The 17,296-nt window shown below is 59.8% G+C and carries 15 protein-coding genes and 2 pseudogenes; 7 read left to right on the forward strand and 10 right to left on the reverse strand.

Features of this window, described 5'->3' with window-relative positions; translation table 11 throughout:
* Positions 1-453 precede the first annotated feature (453 nt).
* A complete protein-coding gene (locus ACA044_RS28470; protein WP_497444237.1) occupies positions 454-816 on the forward strand; it encodes a DUF6124 family protein in 363 nt (120 codons plus the stop codon).
* Positions 817-909: 93 nt separating this feature from the next.
* Here ACA044_RS28470 and fba read toward each other — a convergent pair whose 3' ends face one another.
* The 6 genes from fba to tkt all read right to left on the reverse strand — a co-directional run bounded on the left by fba (position 910) and on the right by tkt (position 7,298).
* Complete coding sequence (gene fba, locus ACA044_RS28475; protein WP_007945427.1) at positions 910-1,974, reverse strand: class II fructose-bisphosphate aldolase; 1,065 nt, start codon at positions 1,972-1,974, stop codon at positions 910-912.
* A gap of 279 nt (positions 1,975-2,253) precedes the next feature.
* A complete protein-coding gene (locus tag ACA044_RS28480) occupies positions 2,254-2,586 on the reverse strand; it encodes an MliC family protein (protein ID WP_497444238.1) in 333 nt (110 codons plus the stop codon).
* Positions 2,587-2,643: 57 nt separating this feature from the next.
* Positions 2,644-2,865, reverse strand: coding sequence for a hypothetical protein (locus ACA044_RS28485; protein WP_497444239.1), 222 nt, complete (start codon positions 2,863-2,865; stop codon positions 2,644-2,646).
* 34 nt (positions 2,866-2,899) lie between these two features.
* A complete protein-coding gene (locus ACA044_RS28490; protein ID WP_497444240.1) occupies positions 2,900-4,063 on the reverse strand; it encodes a phosphoglycerate kinase in 1,164 nt (387 codons plus the stop codon).
* A gap of 25 nt (positions 4,064-4,088) precedes the next feature.
* The gene (gene epd, locus ACA044_RS28495) at positions 4,089-5,150 is read right to left on the reverse strand and encodes an erythrose-4-phosphate dehydrogenase (RefSeq protein WP_497444241.1); all 1,062 of its coding nucleotides are present in this window, start codon (positions 5,148-5,150) and stop codon (positions 4,089-4,091) included.
* A 150-nt stretch (positions 5,151-5,300) separates the two neighbouring features.
* The gene (tkt, locus tag ACA044_RS28500; protein WP_497444242.1) at positions 5,301-7,298 is read right to left on the reverse strand and encodes a transketolase; all 1,998 of its coding nucleotides are present in this window, start codon (positions 7,296-7,298) and stop codon (positions 5,301-5,303) included.
* Between the two features lie 273 nt (positions 7,299-7,571).
* Here tkt and ACA044_RS28505 point away from each other — a divergent pair, with 273 nt between their 5' ends.
* The 4 genes from ACA044_RS28505 to ACA044_RS28520 all read left to right on the forward strand — a co-directional run bounded on the left by ACA044_RS28505 (position 7,572) and on the right by ACA044_RS28520 (position 12,268).
* Positions 7,572-8,567, forward strand: a complete 996-nt coding sequence (locus tag ACA044_RS28505) for an ArsR/SmtB family transcription factor (RefSeq protein WP_497444243.1) — start codon at positions 7,572-7,574, stop codon at positions 8,565-8,567.
* Positions 8,568-8,585: 18 nt separating this feature from the next.
* Entirely contained in the window at positions 8,586-9,776 is a 1,191-nt protein-coding gene (gene metK / locus ACA044_RS28510) for a methionine adenosyltransferase (RefSeq protein ID WP_497444244.1), read from the forward strand.
* A gap of 325 nt (positions 9,777-10,101) precedes the next feature.
* Positions 10,102-11,781: an NAD-dependent DNA ligase LigB gene (gene ligB / locus ACA044_RS28515; protein WP_497444245.1), complete on the forward strand. Its 1,680-nt coding sequence runs from the start codon at positions 10,102-10,104 to the stop codon at positions 11,779-11,781.
* 91 nt (positions 11,782-11,872) lie between these two features.
* The gene (locus ACA044_RS28520; RefSeq protein ID WP_497444246.1) at positions 11,873-12,268 is read left to right on the forward strand and encodes a DUF1090 domain-containing protein; all 396 of its coding nucleotides are present in this window, start codon (positions 11,873-11,875) and stop codon (positions 12,266-12,268) included.
* Between the two features lie 153 nt (positions 12,269-12,421).
* On the opposite strand, the gene ACA044_RS28525 is transcribed toward ACA044_RS28520, so the two are convergent.
* Positions 12,422-12,871, reverse strand: a complete 450-nt coding sequence (locus ACA044_RS28525; protein WP_052965033.1) for a c-type cytochrome — start codon at positions 12,869-12,871, stop codon at positions 12,422-12,424.
* A gap of 128 nt (positions 12,872-12,999) precedes the next feature.
* On the opposite strand from ACA044_RS28525, the gene mltA reads away from it, so the two are divergent.
* Entirely contained in the window at positions 13,000-14,193 is a 1,194-nt protein-coding gene (gene mltA, locus ACA044_RS28530) for a murein transglycosylase A (protein WP_497444247.1), read from the forward strand.
* Positions 14,194-14,359: 166 nt separating this feature from the next.
* Here mltA and ACA044_RS28535 read toward each other — a convergent pair whose 3' ends face one another.
* Positions 14,360-14,743 carry an MAPEG family protein gene (locus ACA044_RS28535; RefSeq protein WP_497444248.1) on the reverse strand — a complete coding sequence of 128 codons (384 nt, stop codon included), beginning with the start codon at positions 14,741-14,743 and terminating at the stop codon, positions 14,360-14,362.
* Positions 14,744-14,793: 50 nt separating this feature from the next.
* Positions 14,794-15,628 (reverse strand): annotated as a pseudogene (locus ACA044_RS28540) (EamA family transporter).
* 245 nt (positions 15,629-15,873) lie between these two features.
* Here ACA044_RS28540 and ACA044_RS28545 point away from each other — a divergent pair.
* Positions 15,874-16,101, forward strand: a pseudogene (locus ACA044_RS28545) (MFS transporter); the annotation flags it as partial.
* Between the two features lie 111 nt (positions 16,102-16,212).
* On the opposite strand, the gene ACA044_RS28550 reads toward ACA044_RS28545, so the two are convergent.
* Complete coding sequence (locus ACA044_RS28550; RefSeq protein ID WP_497444249.1) at positions 16,213-17,106, reverse strand: formate/nitrite transporter family protein; 894 nt, start codon at positions 17,104-17,106, stop codon at positions 16,213-16,215.
* Positions 17,107-17,296: the final 190 nt, after the last annotated feature.

The following is a 17,296-nucleotide window of genomic DNA, read 5'->3' on the forward strand; positions in this document are numbered from 1 at the left end:
TCTTTTTGGGGCCGCTTTGCGCCCCAGCGGGAACAAGCTCCCTCGCCACAGGTTCTTTATTTCCAACTCCATCTCTTCACTGATCGGCTCAGGCCCCACTTAAACGCCCACGTTTAAAGACACTCAGCGTTACTTCATGAGGCCTACAACGGCTTGCGTCGCCGCCTACAGGTACGCCAGAATCCGCTGGCTTGTGCGCTTTGAAGCCCATCGGTAACTTGATTCGCATCACTGATTCCCAGTGATCGGGTTTAGTAGCCCGTGGTGTTTTTTCAGTTAGGTGCAAAGCTCTATCCATCAGATGTTCCTGTCTGAACGTGATGGTGGCTGTGCTCAGGGCGCTTCGGCGCGCCGGTTAATGCTGATAACTCCCCGGTCTACTAACCTGCGCACAGCTGCCACCCTTCTTTTAGTAGAGAAGGTTAAGCAGCTCCATTCAGGAGTTTTCAGCTTATGTTCAAGGTAACGCCTAATCCGCCGGACACAGATCCGGCATCCCCCTACGAATCCCCCGATTCAAAAAAATTCCACGAAGCCGCCGAGCGCGCCCTCGACCACTACCTCAACCCGGCCGCCCAAATCATGGCCAGCACCAACGAACCCGAACCCATGTTCCTCGCCAATCCGAAGTACAACACCGAATCCCTGCTGGCCAACGCCAGCGAAACACTGGGATCGGCCACCACCATGCTCAACAATTTCGCGGCGCTGCTGGAGACCTCACATCGCAAGACCCTGCTTGGCATTGCCCAGGTGGTCATGCTCGGCGAACTGGCGGTGAACCAGGCGCTGGATCACGTCGAACCGAAGGAGTAATCGCAGCCCGGTTGGAGCAAGGCGAGCAAACTTGCTTCCAACAAAAAACCCGCCTCTCGGCGGGTTTTTATCAATGCAGCATAACGCTCAGGCTCAGTTCACCTTGGCGTTCAACTCACCCTTCAAATACCGCTGATACATCCCTTCCAACGAAATCGGCTTGATCTTCGAAGCGTTGCCCGCTGTACCAAATTGGTTATAACGGTCAATACACACGTCACGCATGGCAGTGACGGTAGCGCCGAAGAACTTACGCGGGTCGAACTCGCTCGGGTTGGTAGCCATCAAACGACGCATCGCACCGGTGGAGGCCAGGCGCAGGTCGGTGTCGATGTTGACCTTGCGCACGCCGTGCTTGATGCCTTCGACGATTTCTTCAACCGGTACGCCGTAGGTTTCTTTGATGTCGCCGCCGTACTGGTTGATGATCGCCAGCCACTCTTGCGGAACCGAAGACGAACCGTGCATCACCAGGTGGGTGTTCGGGATGCGTTTGTGGATTTCCTTGATGCGGTCGATGGCCAGCACGTCGCCGGTAGGCGGCTTGGTGAACTTGTAGGCGCCGTGGCTGGTGCCGATGGCGATGGCCAGGGCGTCGACCTGAGTGCGTTTGACGAAGTCCGCGGCTTCTTCCGGGTCGGTCAGCATTTGGCTGTGATCCAGAACGCCTTCTGCGCCGATGCCGTCTTCTTCACCGGCCATGCCGGTTTCCAACGAACCCAGGCAGCCCAGCTCGCCTTCTACCGATACGCCGCAGGCGTGAGCCATGGCTACGGTTTGTTGGGTAACGCGGACGTTGTAGTCGTAGTCGGTCGGGGTCTTGCCGTCTTCGCCGAGGGAGCCGTCCATCATCACTGAGCTGAAGCCCAGTTGGATGGAGCGCTGGCAAACGTCAGGGCTGGTGCCGTGGTCCTGGTGCATGCACACCGGGATGTGCGGGAATTCTTCGATTGCCGCCAGGATCAGGTGACGCAGGAACGGGGCGCCTGCGTATTTGCGAGCACCGGCCGAAGCCTGGACGATCACCGGGGAGTCAGTCTTGTCAGCGGCTTCCATGATGGCGCGCATCTGCTCAAGGTTGTTGACGTTGAAGGCTGGAACGCCGTAGCCAAACTCGGCTGCGTGGTCCAGCATCTGGCGCATGCTGATAAGTGCCATTGTGTGTGTCTCTCCCGGTTGAGGGTCGTTAATCGTGCCAGCCTGCCGTAGCGGCGGCGGCTATTCAAGTTATTGCAGATCGGGGGTTGGCCCGGGCTGCGAATTCGGTGTCACTAGAATCTCAAGAACTACACAGAACCAGTGTGGGAGCGGGCTTGCTCGCGAATGCGGTTTCACATTCAACATTGATGCAAGCTGACCCACCGCTTTCGCGAGCAAGCCCGCTCTCACATTTGGGTCTGCTTCCACATTGGCTCTGTGGTGTATCAACTTCGTGTCTTACTCGGCTTTACAACCGCGGCCGATCAAATCATTGGTGGCGACCCAGTACACCAGGCCTTCCTCACCCTTTACGTGAAACGCCAGCATGTCGTTACTGTACAGCGAACCTTCGGCACCTGGCTCAAGCTTCAAGCTGTAGACCTGATCGGCGCCGCCCAAGCGAACATCGACTTCCTTGCGGCTAGCGTCAGTGTAGCGCCAGAGTACTTTGGCCTGACTGTCGCAGGTCCAGGTGGTCCAGCTGTCCGCAGGCTTGGCAGCGTTGAACAGGTTCAAATTGGAGCAACCTGCCAGCAATGCCAGTGCCGCAACGGCGATAAAGCCTTTCATCCGTGTTCCTCGACTGACGGCGCACGCCGCCAGCCTTGAGTTAAAGAGTCAGACCCATCAAGGGCAGCCACGTTCCTTGGCCGGGGTCTGTGTCTCGTATTTGTCCAGGCCATCCGGCCCGGAACGCTTGTTGATCACCGGGTTGGTTTCCGCTTGCCAGTCGGCCTGGTAGCAGCCTTTTTCCTGTGTTTGCGGCGCGGGTTCCGGCGTGGCTTTCGGGTTACTCCCGCAAGCCGCCAGCATACCCGCGGCGATCAACAGCACTAAGGACCTGACCATGTGAACACTCCTTTGCCTGGTCAAATGGACGGTCTCAGGCCTTGGCCCGGCTTTCCAGGACTTCAACGGCCGGCAGCACTTTGCCTTCGACGAATTCGAGGAACGCGCCGCCGCCGGTAGAAATGTAGGAGATCTGCTCGGCAACGCCATATTTATCGATGGCCGCCAGGGTGTCGCCGCCGCCGGCGATGGAGAACGCCGAGCTTTCGGCGATGGCCTGGGCCAGCACTTTGGTGCCGTTACCGAATTGGTCGAATTCGAACACGCCCACCGGACCGTTCCACAGAATGGTCTTGGACGACTTCAGCAACTCGGCGAAATTCGCCGCGGTCTGTGGGCCGATGTCCAGGATCATGTCGTCTGCGGCCACATCGGCAATCAGCTTGACGGTTGCGGTCGCGCTTTCAGCGAATTCCTTGGCAACCACCACGTCCACCGGCAGTGGCACGCTGACCTTGGCAGCGATTTCACGGGCAGTGTCCAGCAGGTCCGGCTCGTACAGGGACTTGCCAACCGGGTGACCGGCCGCAGCCAGGAAGGTATTGGCGATGCCGCCACCGACGATCAGCTGGTTGCAGATCTGGCTCAGGCTGTTGAGCACATCGAGTTTGGTCGATACCTTGGAGCCGGCAACAATGGCAGCCATTGGCTGGGCCGGGGCACCCAGGGCCTTGCCCAGCGCGTCCAGTTCGGCGGCCAGCAATGGGCCTGCGGCAGCGACTTTGGCGAACTTGGCCACGCCATGGGTCGAACCCTCGGCGCGGTGAGCGGTGCCGAAGGCGTCCATCACGAACACGTCGCACAGGGCGGCGTATTGCTTGGCCAGTTCGTCAGCGTTCTTTTTCTCGCCCTTGTTGAAGCGCACGTTTTCGAACAGCACGATGTCGCCAGCTTTCACGTCGACGCCGCCCAGGTAGTCGGACACCAGTGGCACTTCGCGGCCCAGGGCGCGGCTCAGGTAATCAGCCACTGGCTTGAGGCTGTTTTCGGCCGAGAACTCGCCTTCGGTCGGACGGCCAAGGTGCGAGCAGACCATCACGGCCGCGCCTTTTTCCAGGGCCAGCTTGATGGTCGGCAGCGAAGCCAGGATTCGCGCATCGCTGGTGACAACACCGTCCTTGACTGGGACGTTGAGGTCTTCGCGGATCAGTACGCGCTTACCTTGCAGATCGAGGTCGGTCATCTTCAACACGGTCATGGGTCGCATTTCCTGGATAGCTGTTTTAGAGAGCAGGTTTTAGTTGTGGTGCAGCTGTTTGCAAATAGTGTTCTGCAACGTCCAGCATTCGATTGGCAAAACCCCATTCGTTGTCGAACCAGGCCAGGATGTTCACCAGCCGCGGGCCGGAAACTCGAGTCTGACTGGCATCGACGATGGCCGAATGTGGGTCATGGTTGAAATCACAACTGGCGTGAGGCAACTCGGTATAGGCCAGAAGGCCTTTGAGCGGGCCAGTGGTGGCGGCCTCGCGCAAAATCCGGTTGACCTCGGTGGCGTCGGTGTCGCTCACGGTCTGCATCGTAATATCGAGGCAAGACACATTAACCGTCGGCACCCGCACGGCTTTGGCCTGAATTCGCCCGGCAAGTTCCGGCAACAGACGCTCAATGCCTCGCGCCAGACCAGTGGACACCGGAATCACCGACTGGAACGCCGAACGGGTGCGGCGCAGGTCTTCGTGGTGATAAGCGTCGATCACTGGCTGATCGTTCATCGCCGAGTGGATGGTGGTGATCGACACGTATTCCAGACCAATGGCCTGATCCAGCAAGCGCAACAACGGCACACCGCAATTGGTGGTGCAGGAGGCGTTGGACACCAGCAGCTCAAAGCCGGTCAGGCAATCCTGGTTCACACCGTAGACGATGGTGGCGTCGACATCCGCCTCGCTGGCCATCGGCTGGGAAAACAGCACCCGTGGCGCACCGGCGTCAAGGAAACGCTGGCCATCCTGACGGGTGTGATAAGCGCCGGAGCACTCCAGCACCAGATCGACGCCCAGCGACGCCCAATCGATGCCTTCGGGGGTGGCACTGCGCAGGACCTTCACGCAGTCGCCATTAATATGCAGACAATCGCCCTCGACCTTCACTTCGCCGGGAAACCGCCCGTGAGTGGAGTCGAAGCGTGTCAGGTATTCGATGCTGGCCATGTCGGCCAGATCGTTGATCGCGACAATTTCAAACCCAGCCGTCGAGCCTCGCTCAAACAACGCACGCAAGACGCAACGACCAATCCGGCCGTAGCCGTTGAGTGCAACTTTGTAAGGACGCGGTTGAGGCATGGGGTTCTCGATTACCGTGGTGAATCCGTCATTGCAGCGTTGGCCGGACCACCGTCTTCGCGAGCAAGCCCGCTCCCACAGGAGAATGCGATCTCATGTGGGAGCGGGCTTGCTCGCGAAGGCGGCAGTCCAGATAACGCAACTTCTGGATCAGTCTTCCAGCAGCTCTTCAGCCTGACCCAGGATGTTTTCCAGGGTGAAGCCGAACTCTTCGAACAAGGCAGGCGCAGGCGCCGACTCGCCGTAGGTGGTCATGCCGATCACGCGGCCCTCCAGGCCCACGTACTTGTACCAGTAGTCCGCGTGAGCAGCTTCGATGGCGATACGCGCGCTGACCTGCAACGGCAGAACCGCTTGCTTGTAGCCGGCGTCCTGGGCATCGAACACGCTGGTGCACGGCATCGACACCACACGCACCTTGCGGCCTTGCTCGGTCAGTTTGTCGAAGGCTTGAACCGCCAGGCCGACTTCCGAACCGGTAGCGATCAGGATCAGCTCAGGCTCGCCTGCACAGTCTTTCAGCACGTAGCCGCCGCGATTGATGCACTCGATCTGTACCGCATCACGGGTTTGGTGCTGCAGGTTCTGACGGGAGAAGATCAGTGCCGACGGACCATCGTCACGCTCCAGAGCGCATTTCCAGGCCACCGCCGATTCAACGGCATCGGCTGGGCGCCAGGTGTCGAGGTTCGGCGTGCAGCGCAGGCTGGCCAGTTGCTCGATCGGCTGGTGCGTCGGGCCGTCTTCGCCCAGACCGATGGAATCGTGGGTGAACACATAAATGATGCGTTTTTTCATCAACGCCGACATGCGCACCGCGTTGCGGGCGTATTCCATGAACATCAGGAAGGTCGCGCCGTAAGGCACCAGGCCGCCGTGCAGGGCCACGCCGTTCATGATCGCGCTCATGCCGAACTCGCGAACGCCGTAGTACATGTAGTTGCCGCTGGCGTCTTCGGCGGTGACGCCTTTGCAACCTTTCCACAGGGTCAGGTTGGAACCGGCCAGGTCAGCCGAACCGCCGAGCAGTTCCGGCAGCAGCGGGCCGAATGCGTTCAGGGCGTTCTGGCTGGCTTTACGGCTGGCAATGGTTTCGCCTTTGGCCGCGATTTCAGCGATATACGCCGAGGCTTTTTCAGCGAAGTCCGTCGGCAGGTCACCGCTCAGACGACGAACCAGTTCGTTGGCCAGCTCCGGGAACGCCGAAGAGTAAGCCGCGAAACGCTGGTCCCACTCGGCTTCGGCAGCGCGACCGGTTTCCTTGGCGTCCCACTCGGCGTAGATGTTGGCCGGGATTTCGAACGGGCCATGGTTCCACTTCAGTGCTTCACGGGTCAGAGCGATTTCCGCGTCACCCAACGGGGCGCCGTGGCAATCTTCCTTGCCTTGCTTGTTCGGCGAACCGAAGCCGATGGTGGTCTTGCAGCAGATCAGCGTCGGTTGCGCGCTTTTGCGCGCGGTGTCGATGGCGATCTTGATTTCTTCCGGGTCGTGACCGTCGACGTTGCGGATCACCTGCCAGTTGTAGGCCTCGAAACGCTTCGGCGTGTCGTCGGTAAACCAGCCTTCGACTTCGCCGTCGATGGAGATGCCGTTGTCATCGTAGAAGGCGATCAGTTTGCCTAGGCCCAGTGTACCGGCAAGGGAACTGACTTCGTGGGAAATGCCTTCCATCATGCAGCCATCACCCAGGAACACGTAGGTATGGTGGTCGACAACGTTATGGCCGGGACGGTTGAACTGCGCCGCCAGGACTTTCTCTGCCAGGGCGAAACCCACGGCGTTGGCCAGGCCTTGGCCCAGTGGACCGGTGGTGGTTTCGACACCCGGTGTGTAGCCGTATTCCGGGTGACCCGGAGTGCGGCTGTGCAGCTGGCGGAAGTTTTTCAGGTCATCGATCGACAGGTCGTAGCCGGTCAGGTGCAGCAGCGAGTAGATCAGCATCGAACCGTGACCGTTGGACAGCACGAAGCGGTCACGGTCGGCGAACGATGGATTGCTCGGGTTGTGCTTGAGGTAGTCACGCCAAAGTACTTCGGCGATATCCGCCATACCCATAGGGGCACCGGGATGGCCGCTGTTGGCTTTTTGCACGGCATCCATGCTGAGGGCACGAATGGCGTTGGCACGCTCACGACGGCTGGGCATCGCTGTTCTCCTGCGGATATTGAATCGAGAGTGAATAAAACGAAACGGAAAAAAGGCGAGCATTTTCCCTCACCGACCGCCCTCGGGGCAATGACAGATAATCATCTGAAGGCGTTTTTCCAATGCATAACGACGTATTCGGCTGATGAAACCTTTCCGCTGTTCGTTTGTTGACTGAACCTGACGTCAAGAAGTGCCATCCATCGAGCAATATCAAAACTTTTTGATATTGCTCTTGCGGTGATTTCTGAGCGTCACTAGACTGCTGGCCTTATGAATTTACGCGTGCCTTCCATTCGACATGACGATTGCGATGAGCTGGCGGCCCTGTGCAAGGCCGGCGGCGATCCTCTGCGGCTGAATGTATTGCGCGCGCTGGCCAACGATTCGTTTGGCGTACTGGAACTGGCGCAGATCTTCGGCATCGGTCAGTCCGGCATGAGTCACCACCTCAAGGTACTGGCCCAGGCCGACCTGGTGGCGACCCGCCGTGAAGGCAATGCGATTTTCTACCGTCGTGCCCTGCCCCACACCGACCTGTTGGGCGGCAAACTGCATGCCGCGCTGCTGGAAGAAGTGGACAACCTGACCCTGCCTGCCGATGTGCAGTCGCGGATCGGTCAGGTCCACGGGCAACGGGCGGCGGCCAGCCAGGACTTTTTTTCACGGGTCGCGGAGAAGTTTCGCGCCCAGCAAGACTTGATCGCCGGCCTGCCGCAATACCGCGAAAGCGTGGTGGCGCTGCTCGACAAGCTGAGCTTCGGCCCTGGTGCCACGGCCATCGAAGTGGGCCCCGGCGATGGCGGTTTTCTGCCAGAGCTGGCGCGTCGTTTCACTCAGGTCACGGCACTGGACAACAGCCCGGCGATGCTCGAACTGGCCCGTCAGGTCTGCGAACGCGAAACGCTGGCTAACGTCAGCCTGCAATTGGCCGATGCATTGAACGGTGTGAGCCTTCAGGCCGATTGCGTTGTACTGAACATGGTGCTGCACCATTTCGCTGCACCGGCCGAAGCGCTCAAGCACATGGCCGACTTGCTGCAACCGGGCGGTAGCCTGCTCGTGACAGAGTTATGTAGCCACAACCAGAGTTGGGCCAGGGAGGCCTGCGGTGATCTGTGGTTGGGGTTTGAACAGGACGATCTGGCCCGTTGGGCCACCGCTGCGGGACTCGTTCCCGGGGAAAGCCTCTATGTAGGCTTACGTAATGGTTTCCAGATTCAGGTCCGCCATTTTCAGCGACCTGCTGGCGACACTCACCATCGGTAAATTCAGGAAAAAATCGAGATGAGCGAATACTCCCTCTTCACCTCCGAGTCCGTGTCCGAAGGGCATCCGGACAAAATCGCCGACCAGATTTCCGATGCGGTGCTGGACGCCATCATTGCTGAAGACAAGTTCGCCCGTGTGGCGTGCGAAACTCTGGTGAAAACCGGCGTGGCAATCATCGCAGGTGAAGTCACCACGTCGGCCTGGGTCGATCTGGAAGACATCGTCCGTAACGTGATTCTCGACATCGGCTACAACAGCTCCAATGTCGGTTTCGACGGTGCAACCTGCGGCGTGATGAACATCATCGGCAAGCAGTCCCCCGACATCAACCAAGGCGTTGATCGTGCCAAGCCTGAAGACCAGGGCGCCGGCGACCAGGGCCTGATGTTCGGCTACGCCAGCAACGAAACCGACGTGCTGATGCCAGCACCGATCACCTTCTCGCACCAGTTGGTTCAACGCCAAGCCGAAGCCCGTAAATCCGGCCTGCTGCCTTGGCTGCGCCCGGATGCCAAGTCGCAAGTGACTTGCCGTTACGAAGGCGGCAAGGTTGTGGGTATCGACGCCGTTGTTCTGTCGACCCAGCACAACCCTGAAGTGTCCTACAAAGACCTGCGCGAAGGCGTGATGGAGCTGATCGTCAAGCACGTACTGCCTGCCGAACTGCTGAGCAAAGACACCCAGTTCCACATCAACCCGACCGGCCAATTCATCATCGGTGGCCCGGTGGGCGACTGCGGCCTGACCGGTCGCAAGATCATCGTCGACAGCTACGGCGGCATGGCCCGTCACGGCGGTGGCGCGTTCTCCGGCAAGGATCCATCGAAGGTTGACCGTTCGGCGGCCTATGCCGGTCGTTACGTGGCCAAGAACATCGTCGCCGCCGGCCTGGCCGAGCGTTGCGAGATTCAGGTTTCCTACGCGATCGGTGTTGCCCAGCCTACGTCGATCTCGTTGAACACCTTCGGCACCGGCAAAATCAGCGACGACAAAATCGTCAAACTGGTTCGCGAAGTGTTCGACCTGCGCCCATACGCGATTACCACCATGCTCGACCTGCTGCACCCGATGTACCAGGAAACCGCTGCGTACGGCCACTTCGGTCGCACCCCGGAATCCAAGACTGTGGGCGAAGATACTTTCACCACCTTCACCTGGGAAAAAACCGACCGCGCCGACGACCTCCGTTCGGCTGCCGGCCTGTAAGACTTTCCTGGCGGTACCAAAAGCCCCGCACGGTTCGCCGTGCGGGGCTTTTTATTGTCCGTGCTTTTTGTAGGAGCGGGCTTTTGTGGAGAGGGGGCTTGCCCACGTTCGGCTGCAAAGCAGTCGTAAATCGGACGACGCAGTCTAACTGAAGCATCGCACCCGCTGCCTTCGGGAGCGCTTCGCACTCCAACGGGGGCAAGCCCCCTCGCCACAAAGCCTCGTTCCAGCAGGGTCCATCGACACACACTGAAAAACAGTCAGCCTCGTCATTGTGAAAATCCGTCCTAGCCTTCAAGCATCCCAACGAGCAAGGACGCTCTCGATGCTGCCCAACCTGCGCCTGTTTTTCGGTTTCCTGCTGACCTTCGCCTGCCTGACCGCCAATGCCGCCGAATGCCCCGACTGGCCACCCGTCCGTGCGCAGGAAGAAATCACCACCCTGCAACAGCAAATCGATCGCTGGGACGACAGCTACCACCGTGAAGGCCAATCGCTGATCGCCGACGAACTCTATGATCAGTCCCGTGCGCGACTGAGCGAATGGCGCGAGTGTTTTGATTCCGGCCCCTCCCCCGAACCGTTGCGTACGGCCGGCGGCACGCTTGCTCACCCCATCGCCCACACCGGCCTGGAAAAGCTGCGCGATGGGCTCGCCGTCGAAGCCTGGCTAAAAGATCGGGAGGAGGTCTGGATTCAGCCCAAGGTCGACGGCGTGGCGGTGACGTTGATCTACCGCAACGGCTGGCTGCACCGGGCGATCAGTCGGGGTGACGGGGTAAACGGCCAGGACTGGACTGCCTCGGCGCGCCAGATCGCCGCCATCCCTCAAAAACTTCCGCAGTCGCTGGATCTGCTGCTGCAAGGCGAACTCTATTGGCGCCTGACCGAACACATACAAGCCCAGGCCGGCAGCCTCAATGCTCGCACCACGGTGGCCGGGCTGATGGCGCGCAAGGCGCTGAGCCCTGAGCAAGCCGCCGGTATCGGGCTGTTTGTCTGGGATTGGCCCCAAGGCCCGAAAAGCCTGCCGGCTCGCGTGGCAGCGCTGGATAAACTGGGGTTCCCGAGCATGGCGCCCTACAGCCAGCCGATCAAGGCATTTGCCGATGCTGAACGCTGGCGCGATCACTGGTATCGCTCGCCCCTGTCCTTCGCCAGCGATGGGGTGGTCTTGCGTCAGAGCCAGCGCCCACCGGCCGAGCGCTGGCAGGCGAAAGCGCCTTACTGGAGCGTTGCCTGGAAATACCCCTTTGCCCAGGCACTGGCCGAGGTGCGCAAGGTCCACTTCAAGATTGGACGAACCGGCCGAATCACGCCGGTGCTGGATCTGGTACCGGTGATGCTCGATGACCGGCAGATCAAGCGCGTCAGTGTCAGCTCTCTGCAACGCTGGGAGGCGCTGGACATTCGTCCCGGTGATCAGGTCGCCATCAGCCTGGCGGGGCTGACCATCCCCAGGCTCGATGGTGTCGTATTGCGCAGCACCGAACGGCCTGAATTGAACGTACCGCGGGCAGCAGACTTTCACCCGTTAAGCTGCTGGCAGCCGACACCGGGATGCGAGAGCCAGTTCCTCGCACGCCTTAATTGGCTCAGCGGCAAACAGGGGCTGGCCTTGCCTCATGTCGGGCCGGGCACCTGGGAGAAACTGCTCAAGGCCGAACGCCTCGGCAGTCTGCTCGATTGGATGACCCTCGATGAGCAAGAGCTTGCTAACATTGATGGCTTCGGCGAACGCAGCAGCGCGCGTCTTTTGAACAGCCTCAACAGCGCCAGGCAACGCCCATTCGCTCGCTGGCTCAAAGCCCTGGGCTTGCCTCCAACCGGCCAGGCACGCCTTGCCGATTCATGGCAGGCGCTGGCGCAACGAAACACCGAACAATGGCAGGCCGAAGCCGGCATCGGCCCGGGACGCGCGGCGCAATTGAGCGCTTTTTTCCGCGACCCTCAGGTCCTGGCCTTGAGCGAGACATTACGTGTTGCCGGGATTGACGGTTTTTAGCAGGCGGGGATGCCCGTCAACCCGGGAACCCAAAGGTGCCGATGCGCTCAAACAGCCCATCGCTACATCGATTTTTTCATCTGGAGCTTTTATGAAACTTCTTTCACCGCTCGCCTTGTTGACCCTGTGCAGCGTGATGGCCGCTCCATTAATGGCCGCTGAAGACGCCCCGGGCCTGACCGGCTGCGCCGCAAAGAAACAAGGCTTCATCAACCAGATCGAACTGGCCAAGTCCCGCGGCAATGCCGATCAACAGGCTGGCCTGGAAACCGCCCTGAGCGAAGTCACTGCCCAATGCACCGACGCCTCCTTGAAGAAGGAACGGGAAAACAAGGTGCTCGACGCCAAGCACGAAGTCAGCACGCGTCAGGCCGACCTCGACAAGGCGATGAAAAAAGGCGATGCCGAGAAGATCAACAAGCGAAAGGACAAACTGGCTCAGTCGCGCAAGGAATTGCAGGAAGCGCTCGACGAGCTGGACAAGTAGTCTGGCTTGAACAAGGGGCCTTTGTGGCGAGGGGGCTTGCCCCCGTTCGGCTGCGCAGCAGTCGCAATCCAACCAATGCAATCTGACAGATTGATTGCGGTTGCCATTTGGGGCTGCTTCGCAACCCAACGGGGGCAAGCCCCCTCGCCACAATCAATGATCCCGAAACTCTTTATGGCAGGCACTACAAGCGTCTTCGACTTTCTGCACCGCCGGCCCCAGATTGCTGACCTTGTAAGGCTGAACCTTGCTGGCAATCACCAGTTCACCGGTGGCACCTTCAAGGGTACGGGCCATTTCCTGGAAACGTGCCTGCTTCTGCCAGACATCGTCCTTGGCGCTGGTGTGATCCTCTTCGCGCACTTGCGGGAAATGCTTCCACGGCTCATGGGACAACGCGTCGAGTTTCACAGCGCCGTCGGCGAATTTTGGGCCATCGAACGGAATACGCCCACGCAACATGCCGCCCAGGTCTTCGCCGGTCTTGAGCATCTGTTTGAAGATCGCCTTGCGCTGACCCAATGGCGAGTTGGGGTCGACACCGCCGCAGGCGGACAAGGTCAGGCAGGCCAGCAATACAACAGAAAGTCTTTTAAGAGTCATGGTGGCTTCAGGTCACTGGAAACGGCGGCCAGTATCCTCGCGTCACCCGCAAAGACCAATAGCCCTATTATCAATACGGGTTGCTTGAGCGCATGGAGCACTCAAGCAACCGGCAAAGGAATTACTCCATGAACAGCCGTTTCAAGGCATGGCGTCACAATCTGGCCTGGACCCTTCCGATGGTGGCCGTGCTTGCGGGCTGCACCGGTGGCGACAGCAGCAAACCGAAAACCCACGCACTGGCGACCTACTCCAGCGCCACCTGGGAAGCGCTACCAGCGGTGTCCGACAACGACCTCGTCGCCGGTTTCGGCTCGTGGCGCAGCGCCTGCACCCGACTCAAGGCCGACCCGGTCTGGGGCTCGACCTGTGCGGCTTCCGCCAATGTGTCGCCAACCGCCAGCGACATCCGCGGTTTTCTCAAACAGAACCTCGACGTCTACGGTCTGCGTGCCGCCAATGACAACCCCAACGGGTTGATCACCGGTTACTACGAACCGGTGTATCCCGGCAGCCTGACTCAAACCGAGGAAGCCAACATCCCGGTGTACGGCGTGCCCGAGGACATGATCATCGTCTCCCTGGACAGCATCTACCCGGAACTCAAAGGCAAACGCCTGCGCGGACGACTCGAAGGGCGCGTGCTCAAGCCGTACGACGATGCGGCAACGATTGAAACCAAAGGCGTGAAAGCGCCGGTGATTGCCTGGCTGACCGATCCGATGAACCTGCAGTTTCTGCAAATCCAGGGTTCGGGTCGCATCCAGCTTGATGACGGTCGTCAGTTGCGCATCGGTTACGCCGATCAGAACGGCCACCCCTACCGGCCCATCGGCCGCTGGCTGGTGGATCAGGGCGAGCTGAAGAAAGAAGACGTAACCATGGGCGCCATCAATAACTGGGCCAAGGCCAATCCGACGCGCATTCCCGAACTGCTCGGCAGCAACCCCAGCTACGTGTTCTTCAATCGCAATCCCGACAGCAACGAAGGGCCACGCGGCTCGCTGAATGTGCCATTGACCGCCGGTTATAGCGCGGCGGTGGACCGCAAGGTAATTCCACTCGGCAGCCTGTTGTGGTTATCGACCACGCGACCGGACGGCAGCGCGCTGGTACGTCCGGTGGCCGCTCAAGATACTGGCGGCGCGATTGCCGGCGAGGTCCGCGCGGACCTGTTCTGGGGCACGGGCGACGCGGCCGGGCAATTGGCCGGCGACATGAAACAGCAGGGGCAGATCTGGATGCTCTGGCCTAAAGGGGCGGCGTTGCCTCAGGTGCCACAGGTGCCACAGGTGGCTGATACGGTTAAAGCCAATCCTTAAGCGTTGTATCGACAGCACGACTGCATTCGCGAGCAAGTCGGATCGCCGCACCGCCGCTCCCACATTGAATTATCGGCGGACACATATCTTGTGCTCACTGAAGATCCAATGTGGGGCTTGCTCGCGAAGAGGCCCTGACAGACACCGAAAATTTCAACGGCAAGATTCAGACCGACACAACGAAGAAACTGACGATCAACCCCATCCCCACAAACCACACCAGCGACCGCAGAGTCGCCCAGTCCGCCAGGTAGCAAATGATGAATAGCAACCGGCTGGTGATGAATAACACCGACAGCACATTGATCGTCACCAGTTCAGCATTGCCAGCCAGATGCGCCACGATCACCGCCGCCGCAAACGCCGGGGTCACTTCAAAACTGTTCAGTTGCGCCGCATACGCCCGCTTGCCCAAGCCTTCCAGGGAGTCGAGAAACCCTCGAGGGTCATGATTGTGTCTAAGCCCGTACCCGCCACTGATCTTGGCGATGCCTATGCACAAGTAAGGCAAGCAGATCGCAATCAAAATGCACCACAGAGCAACTGTCATAACACAGTCCCTTCTTCAAGTTATAGAAAATCGAATTCCATCAGGGGCGACTAAAACTTCATCACCAACATGCCGATCAGCACCAGCCCACAGGCTAAGAGCCGCGGTCTGCCGAAAGGTTCTTTCAGGTAACGCATACCGAACAGCACCACCAGAATCACGCTGATCTCGCGCAGCGCCGCCGCTTCGGCAATCGAGCCGAGCTGCATGGCCCACAGCACCAGAGCGTAGCTAAACAATACGCAGAACCCGACTGCCAGCCCCAACCGCCACTGCTCACGCCAGAACAGCATGAACGCCGGCCGCTTGCGCAGCAGCGCCAGCAATGGAAACGGCCAGGCGCTGAACAAGGTAACCCAAACCAGATAATCCAGCGGATGGGACCAGCGCCGCAGGGCCTGGCCATCGATGAAGGTATAGCAACCGATGCACAACCCGATCAGCGCCACCACCGGCAGCATCGACCACGGCAGACGCACCCCGCCACCGCCCTGCCAAAGCAGACACAACATGCCGAACGGGATCAGCAAAATCCCGAAAACCTGCTGGGCCGTCAGCACTTCTGCGGCGAAGATCAGCGTCAGTGCCAGCACCACCCAGCGGCGACAGGCCGCGCATCAACGGATAGACCAGACCGAGATCGCCGACTCGATAGGCCTGGATCAGCAGGTAGCGATAAAGCAGCTCGAATGCCGCCGACGCCAAAATCCACGGCCACATTACCAGAGGCGGAAGCGCCACGAAGGGCAGCATCAGGGCGACAAACAGCAGCGCCACGCTGTCCATGCAGGCCACCACCAACAGCCGCTCCGCGCTGAATTTGATCAGGGTATTCCACGCCGCGTGCAACAGCGCTGCCACCAACACCAGAACCGTCGCAAGCACGGCACACTCCTTTTTGTTGCCCGTCTCTCCCTTGCAGGAGCACGGCTTGCCGGCGATATCGTTGTCAAGATCGCCAGCGCCGGCAAGCCGTGCTCCTGCATAAAGCGGGGCAGAAAATTGATTCGCCATGTCCGCAGCTGTTTATACTGCAAACGACCACGCCGCACTCAGTTGCGCACACACTAATTCCAATAATGCCTGCCTCTGCCCGCTCTCACCGAGAACGGTCTTCGGCCTGCGTATGCCTGATCATCGATCAGGCCCATGAGGCGCCGAATCTCGGGTCGACGTTGAATCAAAGCGCATTCAATCTCGGCAACGCAGCCGGGCCGTGGATTGGCGGGTTGGTTGTGGCCAGTGGTGCGGACCTGGCGGACTTGCCGTGGACCGGCGCACTGGTCAGCGGGTTGACGGCACTGCTCTTCATCTACCTGCAACGTCGCAGTGCTGCCACGGTCAATGTGTCCGGCTAAATGCCAGCCAGTTAATGTGTGGGCTTGCTCGCGAAGGCGGCGGCACAGTCAAGATTCATGTCGCCTGACACACCGCCTTCGCGAGCAAGCCCGCTCCCACATGGAATTGCGCTACCCTTCATTTTCGATCTTCTGCGGTTCGGGTTCCTGACCCCGTTCCGCAGATGTCTTCGACGGCCCGCCTTCACTGCGAATCTGCGCGTGACTGATCAATGCGAAGATAAAACTGCCACCGATGATATTCCCCACCAGCGTGGGACCTGCGAACACCAGCCAGAAATCCTTCCACGGCAACTCGCCGGCAAACACCAGGTACGAGACCTCGACCGATCCGACCACGATGTGGGTGAAATCGCCCAGCGCCATGAAATAGGTGATGAGGATGATGATCCACATCTTGGCGCTTTCCATGGACGGGATCATCCAGACCATGGTGGCGATCATCCAGCCGGAGATGATGCCTTTGGCGAACATTTTGCTGGCGTCGTTCTCCATGACCTTGCGCCCGATGTCGAGGAAGGCCAGATCGGTCTTGGTGTCGAAAATCGGCAGATGCAACATGACATACGCCACCAGCAAGGTGCCGCAGAGGTTGCCCACCAGCACCACCGTCCACAGCCGCAAAAGCCGACCGAAGTTACCCAGCGTAGGTTTGCTCATGATCGGCAGCACGGCGGTCAGGGTGTTTTCGGTAAAGAGTTGCTGACGGGCGAGAATCACCGCGAGAAAACCTGCGCAGTAACCGAAACTGGCGATCACCTTGAAGCCTTCGCCGTCTGGCAGACGCGAGTTGAGCAGCCCCATGCCCATCAGCGACAAGCCCATGGTCAGGCCGGCAGCCAGAGCCGACCACCACAGCGCCGCAACGCTGCGCTCGAGTTCCTGATCACCTTGGGTACGAATGATTTCGTGCAGCACCGCCGCGCGCGGTGGCTGATTCTTGTCGACCTCGCGCTGTTCTTGCGCCGAGAGGTCCGGGGTCTTGCCGTCTTTTGGCGTGTCCATAAAGCACCTGAACCAGTGGCGTGTCGTTTAGATACGACACGCGGGGTTCGGAGCTGTTCACTATCCGGTAGAACGAAGCAAGCCCTGTGGCGAGGGAGCTTGCTCCCGCTCGGCTGCGAAGCAGTCGTAAGCTGACGTGAAGTCTGCCTGAAAGAACCCGATGACAGATTTCAGGGCCGCTTCGCACCCC

The organism is Pseudomonas sp. LBUM1673 (genome assembly GCF_059695645.1).

Bases quoted from the DNA above. Each gene is read 5' to 3' on its own strand.
- ACA044_RS28470 (WP_497444237.1), top strand. From the start codon at position 454: ATGTTCAAGGTAACGCCTAATCCGCCGGACACAGATCCGGCATCCCCC.
- fba (WP_007945427.1), bottom strand. From the start codon at position 1,974: ATGGCACTTATCAGCATGCGCCAGATGCTGGACCACGCAGCCGAGTTT.
- ACA044_RS28480 (WP_497444238.1), bottom strand. From the start codon at position 2,586: ATGAAAGGCTTTATCGCCGTTGCGGCACTGGCATTGCTGGCAGGTTGC.
- ACA044_RS28485 (WP_497444239.1), bottom strand. From the start codon at position 2,865: ATGGTCAGGTCCTTAGTGCTGTTGATCGCCGCGGGTATGCTGGCGGCT.
- ACA044_RS28490 (WP_497444240.1), bottom strand. From the start codon at position 4,063: ATGACCGTGTTGAAGATGACCGACCTCGATCTGCAAGGTAAGCGCGTA.
- epd (WP_497444241.1), bottom strand. From the start codon at position 5,150: ATGCCTCAACCGCGTCCTTACAAAGTTGCACTCAACGGCTACGGCCGG.
- tkt (WP_497444242.1), bottom strand. From the start codon at position 7,298: ATGCCCAGCCGTCGTGAGCGTGCCAACGCCATTCGTGCCCTCAGCATG.
- ACA044_RS28505 (WP_497444243.1), top strand. From the start codon at position 7,572: ATGAATTTACGCGTGCCTTCCATTCGACATGACGATTGCGATGAGCTG.
- metK (WP_497444244.1), top strand. From the start codon at position 8,586: ATGAGCGAATACTCCCTCTTCACCTCCGAGTCCGTGTCCGAAGGGCAT.
- ligB (WP_497444245.1), top strand. From the start codon at position 10,102: ATGCTGCCCAACCTGCGCCTGTTTTTCGGTTTCCTGCTGACCTTCGCC.
- ACA044_RS28520 (WP_497444246.1), top strand. From the start codon at position 11,873: ATGAAACTTCTTTCACCGCTCGCCTTGTTGACCCTGTGCAGCGTGATG.
- ACA044_RS28525 (WP_052965033.1), bottom strand. From the start codon at position 12,871: ATGACTCTTAAAAGACTTTCTGTTGTATTGCTGGCCTGCCTGACCTTG.
- mltA (WP_497444247.1), top strand. From the start codon at position 13,000: ATGAACAGCCGTTTCAAGGCATGGCGTCACAATCTGGCCTGGACCCTT.
- ACA044_RS28535 (WP_497444248.1), bottom strand. From the start codon at position 14,743: ATGACAGTTGCTCTGTGGTGCATTTTGATTGCGATCTGCTTGCCTTAC.
- ACA044_RS28550 (WP_497444249.1), bottom strand. From the start codon at position 17,106: ATGGACACGCCAAAAGACGGCAAGACCCCGGACCTCTCGGCGCAAGAA.